Annotated in this window: 23 protein-coding genes, 1 pseudogene and 1 riboswitch; of the genes and pseudogenes, 15 read left to right on the top strand and 9 right to left on the bottom strand. The window is 73.2% G+C overall.

What is annotated here, in order from left to right:
* Nucleotides 1-106: 106 nt before the first annotated feature.
* Nucleotides 107-257, bottom strand: a riboswitch (cobalamin riboswitch).
* A 122-nt stretch (nt 258-379) separates the two neighbouring features.
* Nucleotides 380-613, bottom strand: coding sequence for a hypothetical protein (locus ACOBQB_RS18200; protein ID WP_423593014.1), 234 nt, complete (start codon nt 611-613; stop codon nt 380-382).
* Between the two features lie 12 nt (nt 614-625).
* Nucleotides 626-1,927 (bottom strand): inorganic phosphate transporter, encoded by a 1,302-nt coding sequence (locus ACOBQB_RS18195; protein ID WP_423593013.1) that lies wholly within the window; start codon nt 1,925-1,927, stop codon nt 626-628.
* A 334-nt stretch (nt 1,928-2,261) separates the two neighbouring features.
* On the opposite strand from ACOBQB_RS18195, the gene ACOBQB_RS18190 reads away from it, so the two are divergent.
* The 3 genes from ACOBQB_RS18190 to ACOBQB_RS18180 all read left to right on the top strand — a co-directional run bounded on the left by ACOBQB_RS18190 (nt 2,262) and on the right by ACOBQB_RS18180 (nt 5,732).
* Nucleotides 2,262-2,936, top strand: a complete 675-nt coding sequence (locus tag ACOBQB_RS18190) for a class II aldolase/adducin family protein (RefSeq protein WP_423593011.1) — start codon at nt 2,262-2,264, stop codon at nt 2,934-2,936.
* Nucleotides 2,937-3,025: 89 nt separating this feature from the next.
* Entirely contained in the window at nt 3,026-4,162 is a 1,137-nt protein-coding gene (locus ACOBQB_RS18185) for an alpha/beta hydrolase (RefSeq protein ID WP_423593010.1), read from the top strand.
* Between the two features lie 112 nt (nt 4,163-4,274).
* A complete protein-coding gene (locus ACOBQB_RS18180) occupies nt 4,275-5,732 on the top strand; it encodes a hypothetical protein (protein ID WP_423593009.1) in 1,458 nt (485 codons plus the stop codon).
* 3 nt (nt 5,733-5,735) lie between these two features.
* Here the strand turns inward: ACOBQB_RS18180 and ACOBQB_RS18175 are convergent, their stop codons facing one another.
* Nucleotides 5,736-6,152, bottom strand: coding sequence for a VOC family protein (locus tag ACOBQB_RS18175; protein ID WP_423593008.1), 417 nt, complete (start codon nt 6,150-6,152; stop codon nt 5,736-5,738).
* Between the two features lie 45 nt (nt 6,153-6,197).
* Complete coding sequence (gene ypfJ / locus ACOBQB_RS18170; RefSeq protein WP_423593006.1) at nt 6,198-7,088, bottom strand: KPN_02809 family neutral zinc metallopeptidase; 891 nt, start codon at nt 7,086-7,088, stop codon at nt 6,198-6,200.
* Nucleotides 7,089-7,316: 228 nt separating this feature from the next.
* Here ypfJ and ACOBQB_RS18165 point away from each other — a divergent pair, with 228 nt between their 5' ends.
* The 7 genes and pseudogenes from ACOBQB_RS18165 (at nt 7,317) to ACOBQB_RS18135 (ending at nt 15,151) form a co-directional block, all read left to right on the top strand.
* On the top strand, nt 7,317-8,111 hold the full coding sequence (locus ACOBQB_RS18165) for a hypothetical protein (RefSeq protein ID WP_423593004.1): 795 nt from the start codon (nt 7,317-7,319) through the stop codon (nt 8,109-8,111).
* A 120-nt stretch (nt 8,112-8,231) separates the two neighbouring features.
* A pseudogene (abc-f, locus tag ACOBQB_RS18160) lies at nt 8,232-9,829 on the top strand (ribosomal protection-like ABC-F family protein).
* Nucleotides 9,830-10,182: 353 nt separating this feature from the next.
* Nucleotides 10,183-10,404, top strand: a complete 222-nt coding sequence (locus tag ACOBQB_RS18155) for a helix-turn-helix domain-containing protein (RefSeq protein WP_055550175.1) — start codon at nt 10,183-10,185, stop codon at nt 10,402-10,404.
* Nucleotides 10,405-10,541: 137 nt separating this feature from the next.
* A complete protein-coding gene (locus tag ACOBQB_RS18150) occupies nt 10,542-11,345 on the top strand; it encodes an enoyl-CoA hydratase/isomerase family protein (RefSeq protein WP_423593002.1) in 804 nt (267 codons plus the stop codon).
* Between the two features lie 184 nt (nt 11,346-11,529).
* Nucleotides 11,530-12,033 carry a hypothetical protein gene (locus ACOBQB_RS18145; RefSeq protein WP_423593000.1) on the top strand — a complete coding sequence of 168 codons (504 nt, stop codon included), beginning with the start codon at nt 11,530-11,532 and terminating at the stop codon, nt 12,031-12,033.
* 14 nt (nt 12,034-12,047) lie between these two features.
* Nucleotides 12,048-14,564, top strand: a complete 2,517-nt coding sequence (locus ACOBQB_RS18140; RefSeq protein ID WP_423592998.1) for a tetratricopeptide repeat protein — start codon at nt 12,048-12,050, stop codon at nt 14,562-14,564.
* On the top strand, nt 14,561-15,151 hold the full coding sequence (locus ACOBQB_RS18135; RefSeq protein WP_423592996.1) for a tetratricopeptide repeat protein: 591 nt from the start codon (nt 14,561-14,563) through the stop codon (nt 15,149-15,151). The genes ACOBQB_RS18140 and ACOBQB_RS18135 overlap by 4 nt, the downstream gene beginning before the upstream one ends.
* Before the next feature lie 25 nt (nt 15,152-15,176).
* Here the strand turns inward: ACOBQB_RS18135 and ACOBQB_RS18130 are convergent, their stop codons facing one another.
* Nucleotides 15,177-15,893 carry a nucleopolyhedrovirus P10 family protein gene (locus ACOBQB_RS18130; protein ID WP_423592994.1) on the bottom strand — a complete coding sequence of 239 codons (717 nt, stop codon included), beginning with the start codon at nt 15,891-15,893 and terminating at the stop codon, nt 15,177-15,179.
* A 95-nt stretch (nt 15,894-15,988) separates the two neighbouring features.
* Between ACOBQB_RS18130 and ACOBQB_RS18125 the strand changes: the two genes are divergently transcribed.
* From ACOBQB_RS18125 to amaP, 5 genes are all read left to right on the top strand, one after another.
* Nucleotides 15,989-16,474 (top strand): Asp23/Gls24 family envelope stress response protein, encoded by a 486-nt coding sequence (locus ACOBQB_RS18125; RefSeq protein WP_423592992.1) that lies wholly within the window; start codon nt 15,989-15,991, stop codon nt 16,472-16,474.
* Between the two features lie 129 nt (nt 16,475-16,603).
* Nucleotides 16,604-16,789, top strand: a complete 186-nt coding sequence (locus tag ACOBQB_RS18120) for a hypothetical protein (RefSeq protein WP_423592990.1) — start codon at nt 16,604-16,606, stop codon at nt 16,787-16,789.
* A 3-nt stretch (nt 16,790-16,792) separates the two neighbouring features.
* On the top strand, nt 16,793-17,176 hold the full coding sequence (locus ACOBQB_RS18115) for a hypothetical protein (protein ID WP_423592988.1): 384 nt from the start codon (nt 16,793-16,795) through the stop codon (nt 17,174-17,176).
* Nucleotides 17,173-17,859: a DUF6286 domain-containing protein gene (locus ACOBQB_RS18110; RefSeq protein ID WP_423592987.1), complete on the top strand. Its 687-nt coding sequence runs from the start codon at nt 17,173-17,175 to the stop codon at nt 17,857-17,859. The genes ACOBQB_RS18115 and ACOBQB_RS18110 overlap by 4 nt, the downstream gene beginning before the upstream one ends.
* 5 nt (nt 17,860-17,864) lie before the next feature.
* Nucleotides 17,865-18,443 (top strand): alkaline shock response membrane anchor protein AmaP, encoded by a 579-nt coding sequence (gene amaP, locus ACOBQB_RS18105; protein ID WP_423592986.1) that lies wholly within the window; start codon nt 17,865-17,867, stop codon nt 18,441-18,443.
* 73 nt (nt 18,444-18,516) lie between these two features.
* Here the strand turns inward: amaP and ACOBQB_RS18100 are convergent, their stop codons facing one another.
* The 4 genes from ACOBQB_RS18100 to ACOBQB_RS18085 all read right to left on the bottom strand — a co-directional run bounded on the left by ACOBQB_RS18100 (nt 18,517) and on the right by ACOBQB_RS18085 (nt 22,194).
* Entirely contained in the window at nt 18,517-19,272 is a 756-nt protein-coding gene (locus tag ACOBQB_RS18100; RefSeq protein ID WP_423592984.1) for an SDR family oxidoreductase, read from the bottom strand.
* 4 nt (nt 19,273-19,276) lie between these two features.
* Entirely contained in the window at nt 19,277-21,061 is a 1,785-nt protein-coding gene (locus ACOBQB_RS18095) for a glycoside hydrolase family 15 protein (protein ID WP_423592983.1), read from the bottom strand.
* 45 nt (nt 21,062-21,106) lie between these two features.
* The gene (locus ACOBQB_RS18090) at nt 21,107-21,895 is read right to left on the bottom strand and encodes an SURF1 family protein (RefSeq protein WP_423592981.1); all 789 of its coding nucleotides are present in this window, start codon (nt 21,893-21,895) and stop codon (nt 21,107-21,109) included.
* A 65-nt stretch (nt 21,896-21,960) separates the two neighbouring features.
* Nucleotides 21,961-22,194 (bottom strand): hypothetical protein, encoded by a 234-nt coding sequence (locus ACOBQB_RS18085; protein ID WP_205037558.1) that lies wholly within the window; start codon nt 22,192-22,194, stop codon nt 21,961-21,963.
* Nucleotides 22,195-22,201: the final 7 nt, after the last annotated feature.

Raw genomic sequence — 22,201 nt, 5'->3', positions numbered from 1 at the left:
GGGTCAGCCCGTCGCTGTGCCGGGCAGGGAGCTCACGCTCGGGAACAGGTCCGGCAACGGGCGGCCGCGCATGGCGATATGTCCTCACTCAGGGTGTCCGCGCCCTGGTTCGACGTGATCGGCGGCGAGAGTTCCTGGCTTCCGGGCGCGTCGGGGACGGCTGCCCGGTGACAGTGGCGGGACCGCGCCGGATTCGCACCGGCTTCCTCTTCTGCCGCCGTAGTTGGCCCCGGCAGTCCACCACGCCCCGCGAACGCCCGTCAACTCGCCGTTGACCTGCGGCGGGAGAGTGTGCGGAGCCCCACAGCCGAGCTCCACATACGGCGGTGGGGTGCGGGACGTGTGATCACGTCCCGCACCCCACCGTGAACCGCTGTCGTCAGGCGACGATCAGATAGATGCCGTACGCCACGGCCGCCGCGCACAGCGCGAAGCAGGCGTACGCGCCGGTGCGCGCCAGCGCCACGGAACCGCCGGAGCCGCCGGCGGACGCGGCCGCCGTCTCCTGCTTGGAGAGACCGATGATGCCGAGGGTGAACAGGCCCACGAGAGCCACCGTCACGGCGAGGCTGACTCCGAAGACGGAGCCGAGAGCTGCCCAGTCGATGTTCATGCTGATGTGTCCTTACACCGTCGCGGGCCGGGCGGGGTCCGCCATGGCGCCGGTCGTGGTCGAGGTGGGGGCCGAGATGGTGGCCTTGACCGGGTCGTCGGAGGAGGCGCCGACGGCGGCCAGCGCGCCCGCCGGGGGCGGCTGGACGGCGGCGATCGCGGTGGTGACCACGCCCGCGGGCTCGGCGCCCGTGGTGGTGGCGTCGTCGCGGATCTCATCGTCGGTGACGTTGGTGTGGGTGACGGCGTTGCGCCGCGAGAGCACCCAGATGACGGCCGAGCCCGCGATGAGGAGGGCGGCGGTGACCGCGACGCCCCAGGGGCCCTGCTTGGTGAGGAACTCGGCGCCCGCGCCGACCAGACCGGCGGCCGGCAGGGTCAGACCCCAGGCGACGAACATCCGGGTCGCGGTCGACCAGCGGACGACGCCGCCCTTGCGGCCGAGGCCCGCGCCCATGACGGCGCCGGAGCAGGACTGGGTGGTGGAGAGCGAGAAGCCCAGGTGGGAGGAGGCCAGGATGACCGTCGCGGCGCTGGTCTGGGCGGCGAAGCCCTGCTGCGGCTGGAGGTCGGTGAGGCCCTTGCCCATGGTGCGGATGATGCGCCAGCCGCCGAGGTAGGTGCCGAGCGCGATGGCGACACCGGCGGAGACGATGACCCACATCGGGGGGTTCGCGCCGGGGTTGAGGACACCGCCCGTGACCAGGGCGAGCGTGATGATGCCCATGGTCTTCTGCGCGTCGTTCGTGCCGTGCGCCAGGGAGACGAGGCCCGCGGAGGCGATCTGGCCGGCGCGGTAGCCCTTGGCGGTGGCCTTGGTGTCGGTGTTGCGGCCGATGCGGTACGTCAGGCGCGTCGCCAGCGTCGCGGCGAGACCCGCCACGAGCGGTGCGGCGAGGGCCGGGATGAGGACCTTGGTGACGACGGTGCCGCCGTTGATCGACGACCAGCCCATCGACATGACCGCGGCGCCGATGAGGCCGCCGAAGAGGGCGTGGGAGGAGCTGGAGGGCAGGCCCACCAGCCAGGTCAGCAGGTTCCAGAGGATCGCGCCGACGAGCGCGGCGAAGATGACCTCTGTCTTGAGGCCGTCCTCGTTGACGATCCCGCCTGAGATCGTCTTGGCGACTTCGACGGAGAGGAAGGCTCCGACGAGGTTCAGCACGGCGGACATGGCCACCGCCGTCTTGGGCTTGAGAGCGCCGGTCGAGATGGTCGTCGCCATCGCGTTGGCAGTGTCGTGGAAACCGTTCGTGAAATCGAACACGAGAGCGGTGACGATCACGATCCCGAGGAGAAGCGTGATGTGTTCCATTTACCCAGGCTTCTGTTGGACGTCAGTGGCATGTGGAACGTAGGCAACCTGGGTGAACGGAAAGTGAACTGGGCCGGGCGGTGCGGTGACCCAAAACGGAGTGCCGCCTCTCCTTATCGACCAGGTGTCTGCGAGCGATCGTACGGAGCGTGGGCGCGAGCCCCCTAATCCAGCCGGAGTGTCGCCTTCCACCACTCTCCCGCGCGCCCTCGCGCACCCCCTTCCCGCGCCCCAAACGGAATGGCGCGCCGAGCCCTCCAAGAGACCGATGTCACTCCGCCCGGGGCCCGGCGGGGGCCTACAGCGCCACGCTCCCGGCTGGCAGGATCGCCCCATGACTGAGCAGCGGCAGGGCACGGAACGGGACGCCGTCGGGCGGGCGTGGGACGAGCTGGTCGACACGGCCCGCAGGACGGTGGCGGACGGCCTGGTCGTCGGCACCTCGGGCAATGTCTCCGTACGGGTCGGCGACACGGTCCTGGTCACCCCGAGCGGGGTCCCTTACGACCGGCTGCGGCCCGAGGACGCGCTCGGCGTCGACCTCGAAGGGCGGCGGGTCATCGGCCACCTCGCGCCGACCAGCGAGCTGCCGATGCACCTCGCGATCTACCGCACCACCGGCGCGACGGCGGTGGTCCACACCCACGCGGTCCACGCCACGGCCGTCTCCATGCTGGTCCCCGAGCTGCCCGCGGTCCACTACATGACCGGCGTCCTCGGCGGCCCCGTCCGCGTCGCCCCCTACGCGCTCTACGGCACCGAGGAACTGGCCGAGCACATGCTCCGCGCGCTGAGCGACCGCACGGGATGCCTCCTCCAGAACCACGGGACGATCACCTACGGAGACTCCCTGTCCCAGGCGTACGACCGCACGGCACAGCTGGAGTGGATGTGCCGCCTGTGGCTCACGGCCACCTCGGTCCCGGGCCACACCCCGGCCCTCCTGACCGCCGCCCGCCTCCGCGAGGCCCAGGAGAAGCTACGGGGGTACGGGCAGCAGACGCCTTGACGGGCACCCGTCCCCGCACGCAGCCAGCCGGGTCACTCCGCGGGCACCGCCCACTGGCCGCCGGGCCCCCGGGCGCGGACACTGGGACGGTGCGCCCAGCCAAAGCGACGGCAGCGGCCGTCACCGCAGTCACAGCAGCCCTGGGGACAGCCGCGGTCGCGGTCGCGGCGGGGCGGTTCGCCAGCGACGCCGCCCTCAGGGCCCCGGCGGGCCGCCCCCTGCCGTCGGAGCCCCGCCTCACCGTGCACGCCACGGGCACCGGGCAGATCTCCCTGACCCGCGCCCTCGCGAGCCTGCGCCCCGGCACGTACGGCCTCAGCGGCAACGGCACCCACGCGGTCGTCGGCCCCGTCCTGGAGTCGGCGCCCCACGAGGCCGACACGGTCGTACGCCGCCTCGAAGCCGTCACCCGCGGCACCCTGGAACCCGGCGCGAAGGTCTGGCTCACCCCGCAGGTCCACATCGGCGACCCGCACACCGCCCTCGGCATCGATCACGCCGACGTCCGCATCCCCGGCGAACTCGGCCCCCTGCCCGCCTGGTCCGTGCCCAACATGCGCGACACCTGGGTCATCACCGTGCACGGCCTGGGCACCACCCGCGAGCACCCCATGGTCGTCATGGACTTCCTGCGCCGCCTCGGGCTGCCCGTGCTCGACTTCGCCTACCGCGGCGACCCCGGCGCGCCCCGCTCCGCGGACGGCCTCGGCCACCTCGGCGAGACCGAGTGGCGCGACCTGGACGCCGCCATCCGCCACGCCGTGCGCCACGGCGCCCGGAACGTCATCCTCCACGGCTGGTCCACCGGCGCCACCATGTGCCTGCACGCCGCCGCCCACTCGGCGCTGCGCGGCCACCTCCGCGGCCTCGTCCTCGACTCCCCGGTGCTGAACTGGGAGACCACCCTCCGCGCCCTCGCCGTGGCCCGCCGCACCCCCGGGCCGCTCCTTCCGCTTGCGGTCCGCGCGGCCCAGGGCAGGACAGGGCTGCGCGGCGACCGCACCCTCGCGGCCGCCGACCCCGCGCTGCTGCGGGTCCCCACCCTCGTCGTGCACGGCCCCGACGACACCGTCGCCCCCTGGGGCCTCTCCCGGCGCCTGGCCGAACAGCGCCCGGACCTGGTCTCGTTGCACACCGTCCCCGGCGCTCCCCACGGCGCCATGTGGAACGCCGACCCGGCCGGTTACGAAGAGGCGCTGCGCCGCTTCCTCACCCCCCTGATGTGACCGCCCGCCACCCCTTGACGCACGACCCGGCGCGCCCCCTCGCGCGACCCCCCAAAGGCCACCGACGCCATTCCGTTTGGGTTTTCGGACCGGCAACAGGAAGACTGCCCCCGTGACGTCCCGTACCCCGCGCGACTCCAGGCTCCGACTTGTCCGCGCGCCCTACCCGAGGGCCGAGAAGCGAGGAGAGACCCAGCGCGACCCAGCGCGGCCCCTCTCCGCCGCCCCCGGCGCGATGGGCAACCGCCGCGCGCGCCGTCCCGCGCCCCGCCCGCCCGAGGGCACCCCCGCCCGCTCGGAGCTGGCCCGGGCCGCACGCGCCGGCCTCGCCGACGCCGCGCGGATCGCCCGCTGGGCCGACGCCGCCCTGCGACCGGGCGCCGGCGGCACCGGAGGGACACCCGACGGCAAGGGCACCCTCTCCGACGCCACCGCCGAACGCGCCGCCGCCGAACTGGGACTGACCGCCGCTCAGGTCCGCGCCGACTGGGACACCGCCCGCCTCGCCGGCCTCGTCGAGGTGCACGGCGACCGCGCCCGCTCCGGCTGGCGCCTGCGCGCCTGGGACCGCGACGACACCGCCGTGCTGCGCGGCTGGGTCGCGCTCTTCGACGCCTGGTCGCTGGCCCACCCGGCGCCGGACGCGCTCGCGCCCGCCGCGGTCGCCGAGGTCGTCGAGGCCATGCCGCAGGTCCTGTCCTTCCTCCAGCTGTCGGCGGGCCCCGTCCCCGTGCCGCAACTGCTCGACCTCCTGGACCAGCGCGTTACGGAACTGCGCACCGAGCGCTGCGAGATCCCCTACGGGCCCCAGTCGGGGACCGCCCCGGAGGACCGCTCCGAAGAGGTGGCGCCGCTGCCCGCCCTCCTCGACTGGGCGCTGCACGGCCTCGCCGCCGTCGGCGCGCTGACCTACGCGGACGGCCAGGCCACGCTCACCCCGCTCGGCAGCTGGGCGGTCTGGGTCAAGCTGGAGCAGATCTGCGTCGCCGCGCAGAGCCCCGCCGGGCACATCGAGCAGTCCGCCGAGGACATGCTGCGCGGCTGCGCCCGCCTGCGCCCCAACGCGGCCCGCGCCGAGTACCGCGCCTGGCTCGCCGCCCGCCCCGTCGGCAGCGCCGTCACCGACCTGCTCACCGCCGCCCGCGGCGAGGACGCCTTGCTGCGCGGCCTCGCCTTCGAGGCCCTGCGCGTCGTCGGCGCCCCCGCCGAGGCGGAGGTCAGAGCCGTCGTCGACGAGCCCTCCCTGCGCCCCTACGCCCTGCTGTGGCTGGCCGAGCAGGAGGGCGCCGACCCCGAGGACGTCCACCTCGTGCTGAGCCGCGAGGAGACCACCTGGCTGTGGATCGACACGGCGGCGGCCGTCGCGGACCATGGGGAGGGCCAACTCCTCGTCCGCCACCTGGAGTCGGCGGTCCAGCCCACCGTGCCCGCCCTTCTCGACGAGGTGCGCCGCGCGGGCCACCCCCGCACCGTCCAGGTCCTGGTCGCCCTGGCCGCCGCCCACCCCGACCCGGCGCTCGCCAGGGCCGTGCGCCGCGCCGCCTTCCAGGTGCACACCGGCGGCGAATGAGCGTCAGCTCCCGGCGGTCCCGGGGGCGTACGTACCAAAACTCCAGACGTTGCCCTCGGCGTCCCGCGCCATGTAGTCCCGTGAGCCGTAGTCCTGGTCGGTCGGGGGCATCAGGATCTCCGCGCCGTGCTCCAGGGCCCGCCGGTGGTGGGCGTCGACGTCGTCCACGACGACGTACACCCCGCACGGGCCCGCCCCCTTCATCGCTCGGTCGAAGACGCCGCCCGTGCCCTTGGAACCGAGCATCACCACGCCGTTGCCCTGGGCGAGTTCGGCGTGTGCGACGCTGCCGTCCTCGCCCTCGTACACATGCAGCTCGGTGAAGCCGAAGGCCTCCGTCAGCTGCTTGACGGCGGCTTTCGCGTCCGCGTACAGCAGGGTCGGGAAGACGCTCGGCCGCCCGCTCTCGTGGCCTGCCATGCCGATCACTCCGATCAGGTCGTGCCGCGCCGGGGCCCGGGCGGCTCAGCGGAAGGTGTCGCACTGCCCCATGTCGCCCGTGCGGTAGCCGCGGTAGAACCACCGCTGGCGCTGCTCGGCGGAGCCGTGCGTCCACGTCTCGGGCGTGACCCGGCCCTGGAACTTCTCCTGGATCCGGTCGTCGCCCACCGCGGCCGCCGCGTCCAGGCCGTCCCGGATATCCGTCTCATCGAGGCTGCTGATCAGCGGCTTCCCGGTGCGCTCGTCCGGGCTGCGGGTCGCGTGCCGCGCCCAGACCCCGGCGTAGCAGTCCGCCTGCAACTCCACCCTCACGGCATTGCTGTCGCGGCCCGTGCGCCCGTCCTGGGAGCGCCGCAGGGTGCCCGCCAGGTTCTGGACGTGGTGCCCGTACTCGTGGGCCACCACATACGCCTGTGCGAAGGGACCGCCGGTGGAGCCGAATTTCGTGCGCAGCTCGTCGAAGAAACCGAGGTCCAGATAGACCTTCCGGTCACCCGGGCAGTAGAACGGCCCGACCGCCGATGTGGCCGTCCCGCACGCGGTGCCCACGCGGCTCGTGAACAGGACGGTCGACGCGGGGGAGTACGTGGCCCGCCTGCGCTGGAACTCCGGGCGCCAGAAGTCCTGCACGCTGTTGACCACCGCCACGATGCGGCAGTCGTCCTTGGTGTTGGCGTCCCGCCCCGTGCGGCAGCTCTGCTGGACCTGCGCCAGGGACGACGACGAGGCCTCGGGCTCCTCGTCGCCGGAGGACAGGCCCAGCTGATCGGGACCCACCCCGAAGAGGAGGCCGAGCACCAGCGCGATGAGTCCGGCGATGCCGCCGCCCACGGTCGCCCGGCCGCCGGGGATGCGGCTGCCGCGCACATCCTGCACCTCGGAGGTGTCCAGGCCCGCGTCGTCGTCGAACTGCATGGGCGCACCCTTCCGCGTCGCACTCGGGGCGGCACGTACCGCCCCGCACCGAGTCCCCGGCCACCTCATCCTCATGCGGCCGCCCTCCCGCGGCCCCGGACGGAGGTCCGAACGGGGGACGCGGACCGTTCCGCGCGCCGTGTCGCACGGCCGGGACCACGGCCGCCCTGGACGCCGCCGCTACGCTCTGCGCCTGATCCGTGGGCAGTGGTACCGAAGGGGGGCGTCGTGTCCGCTCTGCCGATCGAGTCGACCGCCGGGCCCGCCGCGGCAGCGCCCCCGCCGCCGCGCGGCGCGAGCAGCCGCAGAAGCACCCGCATCGCGCTCCCCGTCGCCCTCGCACTGCTCGCCCTGCCGCTCGTCACCGCCGCCCACCACTCGCGGCCCGCCCCCTACGGAGACCGTCTCGTCGCCCACGCGCGCGTGCCGGGCACGGACCCCGGCGCGGCCCCCGCCCTGCGGACCACGGGGCGCGCCGTCCAGGCGTACGAACCACGGAGCGGCGCGGCCCGCTGGACGTACACGCGGGAAGGGCGCCGGCCGCTCGCGGTGCTGGCCGCGCCCGGCCACGCCTTCGCGCTCTGGAGCGACGGCCTGGTCACCGACACCGAGCGCGACGGCGGCGGCTCCGTGCGCTGGCACCGGGCGATCCCCGAGAGCGCCGGCTGGCTGCGCACTCCGGCCGCGCGCGACGGCGCCGGAGTGCTGCGGCCGCTCACTCCCGGGGCCCGCATGCTGGCCGTCGTCACCCCGCGCCGCATCGCCGCCTATCGCACCGCCGACGGCGACCTGCGCTGGGTGCTGCCCGCCCGCCGCGGCTGCGCCTTCGAACCGGCCCGCTCGCTCCGCCGGGGCGGGGCCCTCCTGGTCGCGCAGCCCTGCGCGGGCACCGCCGCTTCCTGGACCGCGCAGGTCGTGGCGGTGGACGACCTCGGCAGGATCGTTCCCGGCCGCACCCCGCTGGGCAACGGCGACCTGGAGCGCGGCGGACAGAGGGGCGCGGGCGGCGGCCCAGAAAACTAGTTGCGTTCGCCCGTTAGACTGGCTGCCATGGCAGCTCCTCTTCTCAGTTGGACGGCGTAGACACCGGCCTAGAGCAACCAGTCGTCCCTCTCGCCGTCCACCCTGTTCAGGAGTACCCCCGTGATCACCGCTTCCGGCATCGAGCTGCGCGCCGGCGCCGCATCCTCATCGAGAACGCCTCCTTCCGCATCGCGAAGGGCGACCGCATCGGCCTCGTCGGCCGCAACGGCGCGGGCAAGACCACCCTCACGAAGTGCCTGGCGGGTGAGGGCATCCCCGCCGGCGGCACGATCTCCCGCTCCGGCGAGGTCGGCTACCTCCCGCAGGACCCCCGCACCGGCGACCTCGACGTCCTCGCCCGCGACCGCATCCTCTCCGCGCGCGGACTCGACACACTGATCCGCAAGATGCGCGAGAACGAACAGCGCATCGCGAACGGCCAGGGCTCCACGCGCGACAAGGCCATGAAGCAGTACGAGCGCCAGGAGACGGAGTTCCTCACCAAGGGCGGGTACGCCGCCGAGGCCGAGGCCGCCACCATCGCCGCCGCGCTCAACCTCCCGGACCGCGTGCTCGGCCAGCCCCTGCACACGCTCTCCGGTGGCCAGCGCCGCCGTATCGAGCTGGCCCGCATCCTCTTCTCGGACGCCGACACGCTCCTGCTCGACGAGCCGACCAACCACCTCGACGCCGACTCGATCGTCTGGCTGCGCGACTACCTCAAGACGTACCGCGGCGGCTTCATCGTGATCTCCCACGACGTCGACCTCGTCGAGACGGTCGTCAACAAGGTCTTCTACCTCGACGCCAACCGCTCCGCGATCGACGTCTACAACATGGGCTGGAAGCTCTACCAGCAGCAGCGCGAGTCCGACGAGAAGCGTCGCAAGCGCGAGCGGCAGAACGCCGAGAAGAAGGCGTCCGCCCTGCACTCGCAGGCCGACAAGATGCGTGCCAAGGCCACCAAGACCGTCGCCGCGCAGAACATGGCCCGCCGCGCGGACAAGCTGCTCGCCGGTCTGGAGGCCGAGCGGAAGTCCGACAAGGTCGCCAAGCTCCGCTTCCCCGAGCCCTCCCCGTGCGGCAAGACGCCGCTGATGGCCGAGGGCCTGTCGAAGTCGTACGGCTCGCTGGAGATCTTCACCGACGTCGACCTCGCGATCGACAAGGGCTCGCGCGTGGTCATCCTCGGCCTCAACGGCGCGGGCAAGACCACCCTGCTCAGGCTGCTCGGCGGTGCCGAGAAGCCCGACACGGGCCAGGTCATCGAGGGTCACGGCCTCAAGCTCGGGTACTACGCCCAGGAGCACGAGACCCTGGACCCGGAGCGCACGGTCCTGGAGAACATGCGCTCGGCCGCCCCCGACCTCGACCTCGTCGAGGTGCGCAAGACGCTCGGCTCGTTCCTCTTCTCCGGGGACGACGTCGACAAGCCGGCGGGTGTGCTCTCCGGCGGCGAGAAGACCCGGCTCGCGCTCGCGACCCTCGTCGTCTCCTCGGCCAACGTCCTGCTGCTCGACGAGCCCACCAACAACCTCGACCCGGCCAGCCGCGAGGAGATCCTCGGCGCGCTGCGCACCTACAAGGGCGCGGTCGTCCTCGTCACCCACGACGAGGGCGCGGTCGAGGCCCTCCAGCCGGAGCGGATCATCCTGCTGCCGGACGGCGTCGAGGACCTGTGGGGCCAGGACTACGCGGACCTCGTGGCGCTCGCCTGAGCCGTCCACTTCGCGTGATCGAACCACTGATCCACTGCGTATGGATCATTCGGCCGACCGGTGATCCCTCATCTGTGTGAGCCGTCCTCGTACCGAGGTGTGTCCTACACGGATTTCGTCGCCGTCGGGGCACGGTGCCGGGCATTCCCCCCGGCACCCTGCTGACCTGGCCATTCGTCGCGCGGTTCGGCCCGTCGTACGGAATTCAGCACGCGGAATGGCGAATTCCGATCGTGGTGGGCCCTTCCCTCGCGGCAAACCTCGTCGTACGGACCTTGCCGAATGGGTGGCCAGGAAGCCCGGGAGGGGTGATCATGAGAAGTCCAGAGCGCACTTCCCATGAGGAGGCACGGGTGGCCGAGACTCTGAAGAAGGGCAGCCGGGTGACCGGCGCCGCGCGCGACAAGCTCGCGGCAGACCTGAAGAAGAAGTACGACGGCGGTGCGAGCATCCGGGCGTTGGCCGAGGAGACGGGCCGTTCGTACGGGTTCGTGCACCGCATGCTCAGCGAGTCCGGCGTCACGCTGCGGGGACGCGGCGGGGCGACGCGAGGCAAGAAGGCCGCCGCCGGCTGACGGCAGGCGCGGCCCGCTGTACCCATGGTCCGATGGTGGCCACCCGGTCGATCACGTGATCGGTCGGGTGGTTACTGTGCAGTCACTTACGGGCGCTCCCGGGCGCCCGGCCCGACCGCACCCCATCGGAGGCACCCATGGCTTCGTCCGACAGCGAGCTCGCACCGGTTCTCGACAAGGACGGCGTACGCCTCACCATCGACGAGGCCGTCGCCACGGTGACGCTGACCAACCCGGCCAAACGGAACGCCCAATCTCCCGCGCTGTGGAGGGCGTTGGCCGAGTCCGGTCAGCTGCTGCCGGGCAGCGTCCGCGTCGTGGTGCTGCGCGGCGAGGGCAAGTCCTTCTCCGCGGGCCTGGACCGGCAGGCGTTCACGCCCGAGGGTTTCGACGGCGAGCCGTCGTTCATCGACTTGGCGCGCGGTGACGACGGTGTCCTCGACGCCACCATCGCCGAGTACCAAGAGGCGTTCACCTGGTGGCGGCGCAGCGACATCGTCTCCATCGCCGCCGTCCAGGGCCACGCCATCGGCGCCGGCTTCCAGCTCGCGCTCGCCTGCGATCTGCGGATCGTGGCGGACGACGCGCAGTTCGCCATGCGCGAGACCAGCCTCGGCCTGGTCCCCGACCTCACCGGCACGCACCCGCTGGTGGGGCTCGTCGGCTATGCCCGTGCGCTGGAGATCTGCGCCACCGGACGCTTCGTCCACGCGGACGAGGCCGAGCGGGTCGGCCTCGCCAACCTCGTCGTGCCCGTCGACCAACTCACCGCCACCGCCCAGGACTTGGCCGCCGCGCTGATCTCCGCGCCGCGCGACGCGGTCATCGAGACCAAGGCGCTGCTCCAGGGCGCCACGGGCCGTTCGTACGAGGAGCAGCGCGTCGCCGAGCGCGCCGCGCAGGGCCGCCGCCTGCGAGACCTCGCGGGCCTCGGCGACTGACGAGGGCCCCGCCTTCCGACAGCGCCCGCGGCCGAGCGGCGGCGCACCACCGCCGCGCGCACGTCGATGCCGGGGACGCGCGCAGGTGTTCCTTGTCATGGCATGATGCGGGCCCCTTCCGCATGCGGTGGCGGTACGGTGCGCCTGACCGCGTCGAGTCGAACTGTGGGGTGGGTGTGCTGTGTTGATCGAGGCGTTGACCGCGGTGGCGGCAGCGGGCGGTGGCGCGGTGGTGCAGGCCGCGGGGACCGACGCGTGGCTCGTGGTGCGGGAGCGCGCCGCGGCCCTCCTGGGACGGGGCGACACCGCGCGGGGCCGCACCGAATTCGAGCGGCTGGACCGCACGGCGCGAGCCCTGGAGCCGCGAGCCGCGGTGGACCCGGAGCAGGAGCGGCTGCGGCAGGAAGGCGAGTGGCGGACGCGTTTCGAGCTGCTGCTCGAATCCCTGGACGCCCACGAACAGCAACGCGCCGCACAGGAGTTGCGCACGCTGGCCGCGTATGTCGCCGACGCGGCCGGCGACGTCGCCGTGGCGACCGGAAGGGCCGTGGCGAGCGACGGCGGCAGCGCGGTGACCGGAGTGAAGCGCACGGGCGGCGACGGGCGGTCGGCGCGCGTGCGCGACACCGGCGACGCGCAGGCCACGGGTGCGGGCTCCAGCGCCGTCAGCGGCATAGTCCGCGACTAGGCGGGGTGGCCGGCATGGCGAAGTGGCACTGGGGCAGGAGACGCGACACCGGCAGGAGCACTCCGGCCAGGAGTACCCTCGGCGGCGACACACCCGCCGTACCCGACGGCCCCGTGCAGCAGGTGTCGGGAAGCGGGAACGCGACCGCGACGAACGGCGGCATCGCCGTCACCGGCATCTACAACGACCACTCCAGCGTCGTGCTGCCGCCGGAGGCCGTGATCCCCGCGGGCGGTGTCGACACCCGTCCGGGCCTCGACAACCTGCCGTACCGGACCGGCCGTTTCGTCGGCCGCACCGCCGAACTCGACCGCCTGGACGCCGCCATGGCCGGGGATCCGGGCCGCCCGGGCGGAGTGCTGATACAGGCCGTGCACGGGCTGGGAGGGATGGGCAAGAGCGCCCTGGCCGCTCACTGGGCGGCCACCCGGGCCGGCCGCCTCGGCCTGACGCCGGTCCGCTGGATCACGGCGGACAGCCCGGCCGGCGTCGAGCAGGGCCTCGCCGCTCTGGGCAGGGCCCTCCAGCCCGCCGCGTCCAAGGCGATGACCGTCGAAGCCCTGGTCGACAACGGCAAGGAGTGGCTGGCCACGCACACCGGCTGGTTGCTCGTCCTGGACAACGTCAACGACCCCGCCGACATCGCCGAACTACTGGCGCGCGCTCCCGCCGGCCGCTTCCTGATCACCAGCCGGCTCGCCACCGTATGGCACGACGCCACCGCCGTCGTCCGGCTCGACGTGCTCAGCCCGGTCGACTCCCTGGCCCTCCTCATGGACATCGCCACCGGCGGCGGCCCCCGCGACATGGCCGGAGCGGACGAACTCTGCGCCGACCTCGGCCACTTGCCGCTGGCCGTCGAGCAGGCCGCCGCCTACCTCGCACAGAACCCGCTGCTGACCCCGCGCTCCTACCTGGACCTGCTGAGGGACGACCCCGCCACGATACTCAGGCGGGGCGCCGCGGGCGTGACCGACTCCGAGCGCACCGTCGCCCTCACATGGCGCGTGGCGCTGGATCGCATCGCCGACCGGGAACCCCTCGCCGCCGAGGTGCTGCGCATCCTGGCCTGGTACGCCCCCGACAGGATCCCCGTCGGGCTCCTCGACGACCTGGCCGAACCGGCCCCGCTCGCGGACGCCATCGGCACACTGAACGCCTACAGCATGATCAGGGTCGACGCCGCCAGCCGTTCCGTGGCCGTACACCGACTCGTCCAGTCGGTCACCCGGGCACCCGACGCCGACGACCCGCACCGGACGCCCGAACTCGTCCAGGAGGCCCGTTCGTACGCGACCGCCGCGCTGCTCGCGGCCGTCCAGCCGTGCCAGTGGCAGGACCCCGCCACGTGGCCCACCGGCCACAGCACGCTCCCGCACATGGAAGCCGTCGCCCGCCACACGCCTCCGGAGGCCGACACCACCAGGACCGCGAGGCTCCTCAACCACGCCGGGGTGTTCCTCCTCTCCCAGGGGCGGGCGACCCGCGCCTCGGCACACCTGCGTCGCGCCCTCGCCCACCACGAACGGACGCTGGGCCCCGACCACCTCGACACGGTCGCCTGCCGGCACAACCTGGCCCACGCCTACGACGAGGGCGGCGACCGGAAGCGCGCCATTCCGCTCTACGAACAGGCCCTGGAAGACGCGGAACGCACCCTCGGCGACACGCACCCCCTCACCCTCGCCGCCCGCAACAACCTCGCCGACGCCCACCGGGCGGCCGGCGGCACGGACCGGGCCCTCGACCTGTTCGAACAGAACGTCGCCCTGGGCCTGCTGCGGTCCACGGACGAGCACAGCGCCCTCGCCGCCGTCACCAACCTCGCCCGCGCGCAGCAGGCCGCGGGCAACTTCGACGAGGCCGTCCGCCTCCTGGAGGGGAACGCCGACGCCTGCGTGCGCGAGCTCGGCGAAGACCACCACCTGACCCTCGTCACCCGCCAGAATCTGACGGCCGCCCGCCTGGCGGCAGGCCGACAGCTGCCCGCCACGGAGCTCTTCGAACAGGACCTCCTCGACATGGAACGGGTCCTGGGGGAGGACCACCCCGACACCCTCACCGCCCGCGGGAGCCTGGCGCACGCCTACAGGGAAGCGGGCGATCTCGGCCGGGCCGTCCCGCTGCTGGAGCGGACACTGCGCGACATGGAGCGCGTCCACGGTGAGCATCACGGCAGGACCCGTGCCGTCCGGGTGGAACTCTCCCTCGCGTACCGGGAGGCGGGCGACCTCGACAGGGCCCGCTCCCTGGCCGCCCGCAAACCGGGAGAACCGACCGATGCCGACACCCGCCGCGCCGACACCGGCCACGCCGACACCGGCCACGCCGACATCGGCTATGCCTTTCTTGCTGCCGGCGACCCGGACAGCGCCATGCCTCTGTTGGCGGAGGATTACCGGCGGCGCCGGGAGCTGAGCGGTGAGGACGACCGGAACACCCTCACCGCCCGTCACAACATGGCGGTGGGCCACCTGATGAAGAACGACCCGGGCCGGCCATCCCGCTGTTCCAGCAGAACCTACGGGTGAGAGAACAGACCCTGGGCGAGGACCACCCCGACACGCTCCACACCCTCAGACACCTAGCCGACGCCCACCGGCTGGCCGGCGACTTCGACCGGGCCGTCCACCTGTACGACAGGGCCTTCCGGGGACGCGTACGAGCACTCGGCGCCGCCCACACCGACACCCTCGCGGTCCTCAACCTCCTCGCCTACAGCCTCAGGCTCGCGGGCCTGATCCAGGAAGCCATTCCCCACTACGAACAGGCGCTCCACGGGATGGAGGCGGCGCTGGGTTCCTCCCACCCCGACGTCCTCACCACCCGCAACCACCTCGCCGACGCGTACAAGGAGACGGGGGACCCCCGGCGAGCGCTCGCGCTCTACGAGGACAACCTCCCCGCCTTAGTGGTGTCCCTGGGAGAAGACCACCCGCACACCCTCCTCACCCGGTCGAACATCGCCTCCGCCCACCTCGCGATGGGGATGCGCAAGGAAGCCCGCCACCTGTACACGCAGACCCTGGAGGCCTGCGTCAGGGCTCTCGGGACCTCTCACCCCCTCACCCGGGCCGTCTACCACCAGCGGCGTTCATCCCGGCGCGGAAAGTCCTGACACCGGCGCCCGCGGGTTCGCACGCTCAGTCCACCGCGGTGACCAGCACGGCCACCGAAGGGTGGTCCGGCAGCGCGTCACCGACCGCCGCGCGGGCCGCGAGCGCCACGTCCAGGGCGCGGTGATCGCGGTCCGTCGCGAGTTCCACGCGCGCGTGGCGCCGGGGCAGCGCGTCCGTCGCCGGGCGGCGCTCCTCCAGGTGCACGGCCGGGCCGAGCGCGCCGGTCAGCCGGGTCACGCCGGGCACCGCCAGCGCGGCCCGCCCGGCGCGCGCCTCGTCGCTGTCGCCCGTGGGTGCCTGACCCGCGGGCGTGCGGGGCGTTTCCTGGCGTACGTCCTCGGGGCCGGCGCCCTCGTCCAGGAGCGCCGTCACCCGCAGGTCCACCTCGGCGACCACCAGGCCGAGCTGGTCCGCCGCCCCGGTGAGCGCCGCCCGCAGCCGGTCCGCGGCGGCCGGCAGGGGCTGGACAGCGGCCGCGAAGTCCGCCGTGATCCGCAGCGGCCCGGGCGGCAGCGCGCTCGGCGGTGGCGGCACGGCCGCGGCGTACGACGTGCCGGGATCGGCGAGGGCGACGCGTACCGCACCCAGGCGCACCCCCGTGACCCGTTGCCCCGCATGGCGCAACGCGCCGTCCGCCGCCGACTCCGTCACCCACGTGCCGTCCCGCGCGCCGCCCAGCGGCAGTACCCGCCCGAGGCCGAGCTGCCTGCGTACCGTCTGGGTCCACTCGTCACCCGTCATGCCTCCACCCTGCCGCATCCCCGGAGCGCCGCAGCGCAACCCGTCTTAATGTGGGTGAAGAAAGCAGATTCCCTTGCGAAACGGACGGGACGGCGATGACCGAGACCGGAGAGCAGAAGACGTCTCAGACGCTGCGGAAGGACCCGGGCCAGGGGCTGGCGGGCGCCGCGACCGCGCGCGGCGGCGGTGACCCCGGGAGCCGGGGCCGTACCACCATCGCCGACGGAGTCGTCGAGAAGATCGCGGGGCTCGCCGCGCGGGACGTCGAAGGCGTGCACGCGATGGGCGGCGGCCTCGCACGCACCTTCGGTGCCGTGCGCGACCGGGTCCCCGGCGGCTCGAAATCCGTCACGCGCGGCGTGAAGGCCGAGGTCGGCGAGGTGCAGACCGCGCTCGACCTGGAGATCGTCGTCGAGTACGGAGTGGCGATCTCCGACGTCGCCCAGGATGTGCGGGAGAACGTGATCGCGGCCGTCGAGCGCATGACCGGCCTGGAGGTCGTCGAGGTCAACCTCGCGGTGAGCGACGTGAAGCTGCCGGACGAGGAGGACGAGGACGAACCGCAGGGCCGCCTCCAGTAGCAGGGCCGCCTCCAGTGACAGGCCGCTTCCAGTAGCAGGGCCGCCTCCAGTGACAGGCCGCTTCCAGTAGCAGGTCGCTTGCAGTAAGAGTCAGACAGACCCCACTCGCGTCTCGCGAAGGAGCGCACGATGAGCATGGCCGTGATCGGCATGGTGGCGGGAATGGCGCTCGGCTTCGCCGGATACTTCGGCGGATTCGGTGCGTTCCTGCTGGTGGCCGCCTTGGGCGCCGTCGGCTTCGTGGCCGGGCGGTTCGTGGAGGGCGACCTCGAACCCGGCGAGTTCTTCCGCGGCCGCGGCGACCGGCGGCGGTGAGCGGTGGCGGCACAGGTCGCGCCCGGGGAGCGCGGCGCCACCCGGATCGCCGACCGGGTCGTCGCGAAGATCGCCGCGCGGGCGGCGCGTGAGGCGGTCCAGGCGGTGCCGGACGGCGGCTCCCCGCCGCACGCCACGGTCTCGGTGACCCCCCAGTCCTCCGGCTCCGCCGCAACGGGGGAGGCCCTCTTCGGCACTGCCCGCGTCCGCGTCAGTCTCGAACTGGTCTACCCCTGCGACATCGGCCGCCAGTGCGGTGCCGTGCGTCACCAAGTCGCCGAGCGGGTAAGGGCGTTGGCGGGGATGGACGTACCCGAGGTGGTGGTCCAGGTGGAGCGGCTGCACTCGGCGCGGGTCCGCGCCGCGGCACAGGGGAGGACACGATGAGCGAACCCCCGGGGAGCGGCGGCGCCCGGCCGCTGCCGGTCGTCGAACAGGCGCCGCGGCGCGAGGACGGGGAGGACGGGCTCGACCAGTCGGCTTCCGGCGCCTCCTACCATCCGCTGCCCACGCTCTCCGCCGACGGCAAGGCCTCCCGCTTCTGGTCGCCGCGCCGGGTGCCCGCCGCCCTTCTCGCGCTGCTGGTCCTCGCCGGCGCCGGACTGCTCCTGTACGACGTCGTCGCCGTGCGGGCAGGCCACCCCGCGATGCGCTGGCGGCGCGGACTGGCCCACCAGCTCGGCGAGCGGCCCCTCGACGACGTCGCGGTGCTCATCGGAGCCGCCGTCGCCGCCCTCGCCGGACTGTGGCTCCTCGTGCTCGCCGTCACGCCCGGGCAGCGCGGGCTGCTGCCGATGCGGCGCACCGACCCCGACGTACGCGCCGGCCTGCACCGCGGCGCCGCCGCCACGGTGCTGCGCGACCGGGCCATGGACGTGGCGGGCGTCCAGCGCGCGCGGGTGCGCATGACGCGTTCCAAGGTGGACGTGCGGGCCGTCTCGCACTTCCGTGAACTCGACGACGTACGCGGCGACCTGGACGCCACGCTGGCCGAGGGCATCCGTGACCTCGGCCTCGCACACACGCCCAGACTCTCGGTCCATGTCGCCCGACCCGGAAGGAAGGGGTGAGCTCCATGCTCCGCACGGTCAACCGCGTGCTCCTCGGCCTCGCCGGGCTCGTGCTGCTCGTCGTCGGCGGTTCGGTCCTGGCGATCGGGCTCGGCGCCTCGCCGCCCTCCTGGTGGTTCCACGACGGCCGGCGCGACGTCCTGGTCAGCGCCGCCGACCGGGCCCGCTGGCGGGACGACGGGTGGTTCTGGCCCACGGTCATCGCCGTACTGGCACTGCTCGTGCTGCTCGCCCTGTGGTGGCTCTCGGCGCAACTGCGCAGGCGCCGCCTCGCGGAGGTCCTGGTGGAGACCGGGGACGGCGAGGGCGCGCTGCTGCGCGGCCGCGCCATGGAGAACGTCCTGGCCGGGGAGGCCGAGACCCTGGACGGCGTCGAGCACGCCCAGGCCGCCCTGAGGGGGCGGCGCACCACCCCGCGGGCACGCGTGGACCTCGCCCTGGCACCCGACGCGACCCCCTCCGACGCCCTGCACCGCTTCTCCTCGGAGGTCCTCACCCGCGCCCGCGAGTCGTCGGGCCTGACGAGCCTGCCCGCGACGGTGCGACTGCGGGGTGTCAAGCACCGCGCGGAACGGGTGAGTTGAGGGCTGGGCAGCTCGGCGGGGCGGGGCGTTTCAGAACCTGCGGCGCGTCCACCGGTCAAGCACCGCCGCCCGGTCAGAAGCCGCTGCGTGATCCGCCGTCCACGGGCAGCATGACCCCCGTCAGGTACGAGGCGGCGGGTGACAGCAGGAATGTCGCCGCGCGGCCGAACTCCTCCGGTGTGCCGTAGCGGCGCAGCGGGATGCCCGCCTCGTTGGCCGCGCGGGTCGCCTCCGGGTCCGGGGAGAGGCCGTCGAGCTGACGCATGCGGTCGGTGGCGATGCGGCCGGGCAGCACGCCGACGACCCGGATGCCGCGCGGGCCCAGCTCGTCCGCCAGGGACTTGGCGAAGCCGGCGAGCCCCGGCCGCAGACCGTTGGAGATCGTCAGGCCGGCGATCGGCTCGTACACCGAACCGGAGAGCACGAAGGCGATGACGCCGCCTTCGCCCAGCTCCGCGGCGGCCGCGCGGGCGAGCCGCACCGCGCCCAGGAAGACCGCCTCGAAGGCCGCCTGCCACTGCTCGTCGGTGTTGTCCGCGACGAAGCCGGGCGGGGGCCCGCCCACACTGATCAGTACGCCGTCGAAGCCGCCGAAACGCTCACGCGCCGCCGCGATCAGCCGGCCCGCGGCGGCCGGGTCGGCGTTGTCGGCGGCGACCCCGGCCGCGTTCGGGCCGAGCTCCGCCGCGGCCTCGGCGACGGTCTTCTCGTCGCGCCCGGTGACGACGACCTTCGCGCCGTCCGCGACGAGCTGCCGCGCGGTGGCGTTGCCGAGGCCGCGGGTGGCGCCGGTGACTACGTAGACACGGTCCTTCAGTCCAAGATCCATGGCCCTATCCTCGCGCCTCCTCACCGAAGAGCGCGAGGGCGGTGTTCACCAGACCGATGTGGCTGAACGCCTGCGGGAAGTTGCCGAGCTGGCGGCCGGACACCGGGTCGTACTCCTCCGCCAGCAGCCCCACGTCGTTGCGCAGGGAGATCAGGCGCTCGAACAGTTCGCATGCCTCCTTCGTGCGCCCCGTCATGTGCAACGCGTCCACCAGCCAGAACGAGCAGACGAGGAAGGTGCCCTCCGTGCCGGGCAGACCGTCGATCTCCTTCTGGTCGGAGGTGTAGCGGCGCAGCAGACCGTGGTGGGTGAGGTCCGCGCGGACCGCGTCGATCGTGCCGATGACGCGCGGGTCGTCGGGCGGCAGGAAACCGGTGTGCGGGATGAGCAGCAAGGAGGCGTCGAGTTCGGTGGAGCCGTAGGACTGCGTGAAGGTGTTGCGCTCCGGGTCGTAGCCCTTCTCGCACACCTCGCGGTGGACCTCGTCCCGCAGCTCCCGCCAGCGGTCCGGGTCGCCGCGCAGCTCCGGGTTCTCCTCCAGGGCGCGTACCGCACGGTCGGCGGCGACCCACACCATCACCTTCGAGTACACGAAGTGGCGGCCAGGGCCACGCACCTCCCACAGCCCCTGGTCCGGCTCGCGCCACTTCTCCCGCAGGAACTCCAGGAGACTCAGCTGGAGGTTCCAGCCCGGCGGGCGCGTGGTGAGGCCGGAGCGGTGCGCGAGCGCGAGGGAGTCGATGACCTCGCCGTACACGTCGAGCTGGAGCTGCTCCACGGCTTCGTTGCCGATGCGCACGGGCGTCGAGCCCTCGTAGCCGGACAGCCACGGGACCTCGTACTCCGGAAGGCGCCGCTCACCGGCGAGGCCGTAGACGATCTGGAGGTCGGCGGCGCTGCCCGCGACCGCCCGCAGCAGCCAGTCGCGCCAGGCCTCGGCCTCCTCCAGATAGCCGGCCATGAGCAGCGCGCCCAGCGTGAGGGTGGCGTCGCGCAGCCAGCAGTAGCGGTAGTCCCAGTTGCGTACGCCGCCGATCTCCTCCGGCAGGGAGGTGGTGGGGGCGGCCACGATGCCGCCGGTCGGGGCGTAGGTGAGGGCCTTGAGGGTGATGAGGGAGCGCATCACCGCGTCGCGGTAGGGGCCGTCGTACTGGCAGCGCGAGGACCAGGCACGCCAGTCCTCCAGGCAGTGGCGCAGCGACTCGTACGGGTCGACGACGGGCGGGCGCGGCTCGTGCGAGGGGTGCCAGGTGAGGACGAACGCCACCTTCTGCCCCTCCTCGACGGTGAACTCGGAGTAGGTGCCGAAGTCGCGGCCCCAGGTGCGCACCTCGGGTTCGCTGCGCAGCCACACGGAGTCCGGGCCCGCGACGGCGACGCGGTGGCCGTCCACCTTGCGCATCCACGGCACGACCGAGCCGTAGTCGAAGCGCAGCCGCAGCGTGCTCCGGACGGTGACGCTGCCCTTGAGGCCCTCGACGATGCGTACGACATCGGGGGCGCGGTCACGCTGCGGCATGAAGTCCGTGACGCGGACGGACCCCTCCGCCGTGTCCCACTCGGAGTCGAGGACGAGAGTGTCCCCGCGGTAGGCGCGGCGGGTGCAGGGGCCGGCGTCCTTCGGGGCGACGCGCCAGTGACCGTTCTCCTCGTCGCCGAGCAACGCCGCGAAGCAGGCGGCGGAGTCGAAGCGGGGCAGGCAGAGCCAGTCCAGCGAACCGTCTTTGCCGATGAGGGCGGCGGTCTGGTGGTCGCCGATGAGTGCGAAGTCTTCGATTCGTCGTGACACGGAGAACGGGTTCCCTGGGGAGTGCCATGTCAATCGAAGGGGGAGCTACACCGCCGCCGGCGCCTTCTCCTGCGCGGGAGCCTCCGCCGCGGCCGCCCGGTCACGGCGCTCCCTGCGGACCAGGACCACCCAGCCGATGGGGACACCCGCGGCGAACAGCCACCACTGGACCGCGTACGCCATGTGCGCGCCGATGCCGCTGTGGTCGGGTTCGCCGATCAGCTCGGGGGAGTCGTCGCGGGGCTCGGGCGAGGTCTGTTCGACATAGCCGCCGAGGACCTGCTTGCCGAGGCTGTCGGCCTGCTGGCCGCTGCTGATCAGCATGATCTGGCGGTCCGGCAGGCCCTGGACGTCCTTGATGCCGCTGGCCGCGGACGTCTCGTCGGCCATCAGACGGCCGGTGACGGTCACTTCGCCCTTCGGCGGGGCGGGGATCTTCGGGAAGGCGGTCTGCGGGCCGTCCGCCGGGATCCAGCCGCGGTTGACGAGCAGGACCTTGCCGTCGTCCAGGAGGAGCGGGGTCAGGACGTGGAAGCCGACCTCGTCGTCGTCGTTGGTGCGGCGCCGCACGACGACCTCGTGCCGCGTGTCGAACGTCCCCTTGGCGCTCACCCGGCGGTACAGGTCCGCCCTCGGCACCTCGTGGCCGGGGGCGGTGAGCTCCTCGGCCGGGACCGGATCGGCGGCCAGCGCCTTGGAGATCCGCTCGTTCTGCGCGACGCGGTGCTCGTGCCGGTGCAGCTGCCAGAAACCCAGCTCGACCATCACGGGGATGAGAACGAGGGCGATCAGGGTGAGGATCACCCACTGCCGGGTCAACAGGAAGCGGTACACCCCACGACGGTACAACTCGGTCGTGGGGTGTCTTGACGTGGGGTGTCCGGAAGCGGGCAGAGGGCTCAGACCTTGTCGACGATGCCCACCCGCCCCTCCGCGCGTGAGCAGTGGGCGCCGCAGTACCAGTGGCCGTCCGCCTCGACGCCCTGGCCGATGATGCGGCACCGGCAGTGCTCGCAGATGGGCGCCATGCGGTGGATGGCGCAGGAGAAGCAGTCGAAGACGTGCACGGAGCCTTGCGCGTGCACCTCAAAGGACATGCCGTAGTCGTTTCCGCAGACCTCGCAACGTGCCATGCGCCAC

Source organism: Streptomyces sp. G5(2025), from assembly GCF_049542075.1.
In the GTDB taxonomy this organism is placed as follows: domain Bacteria; phylum Actinomycetota; class Actinomycetes; order Streptomycetales; family Streptomycetaceae; genus Streptomyces.
Note: the sequence above shows the minus strand (reverse complement) of the source record. Positions and strands in the feature narration are given on the sequence as shown.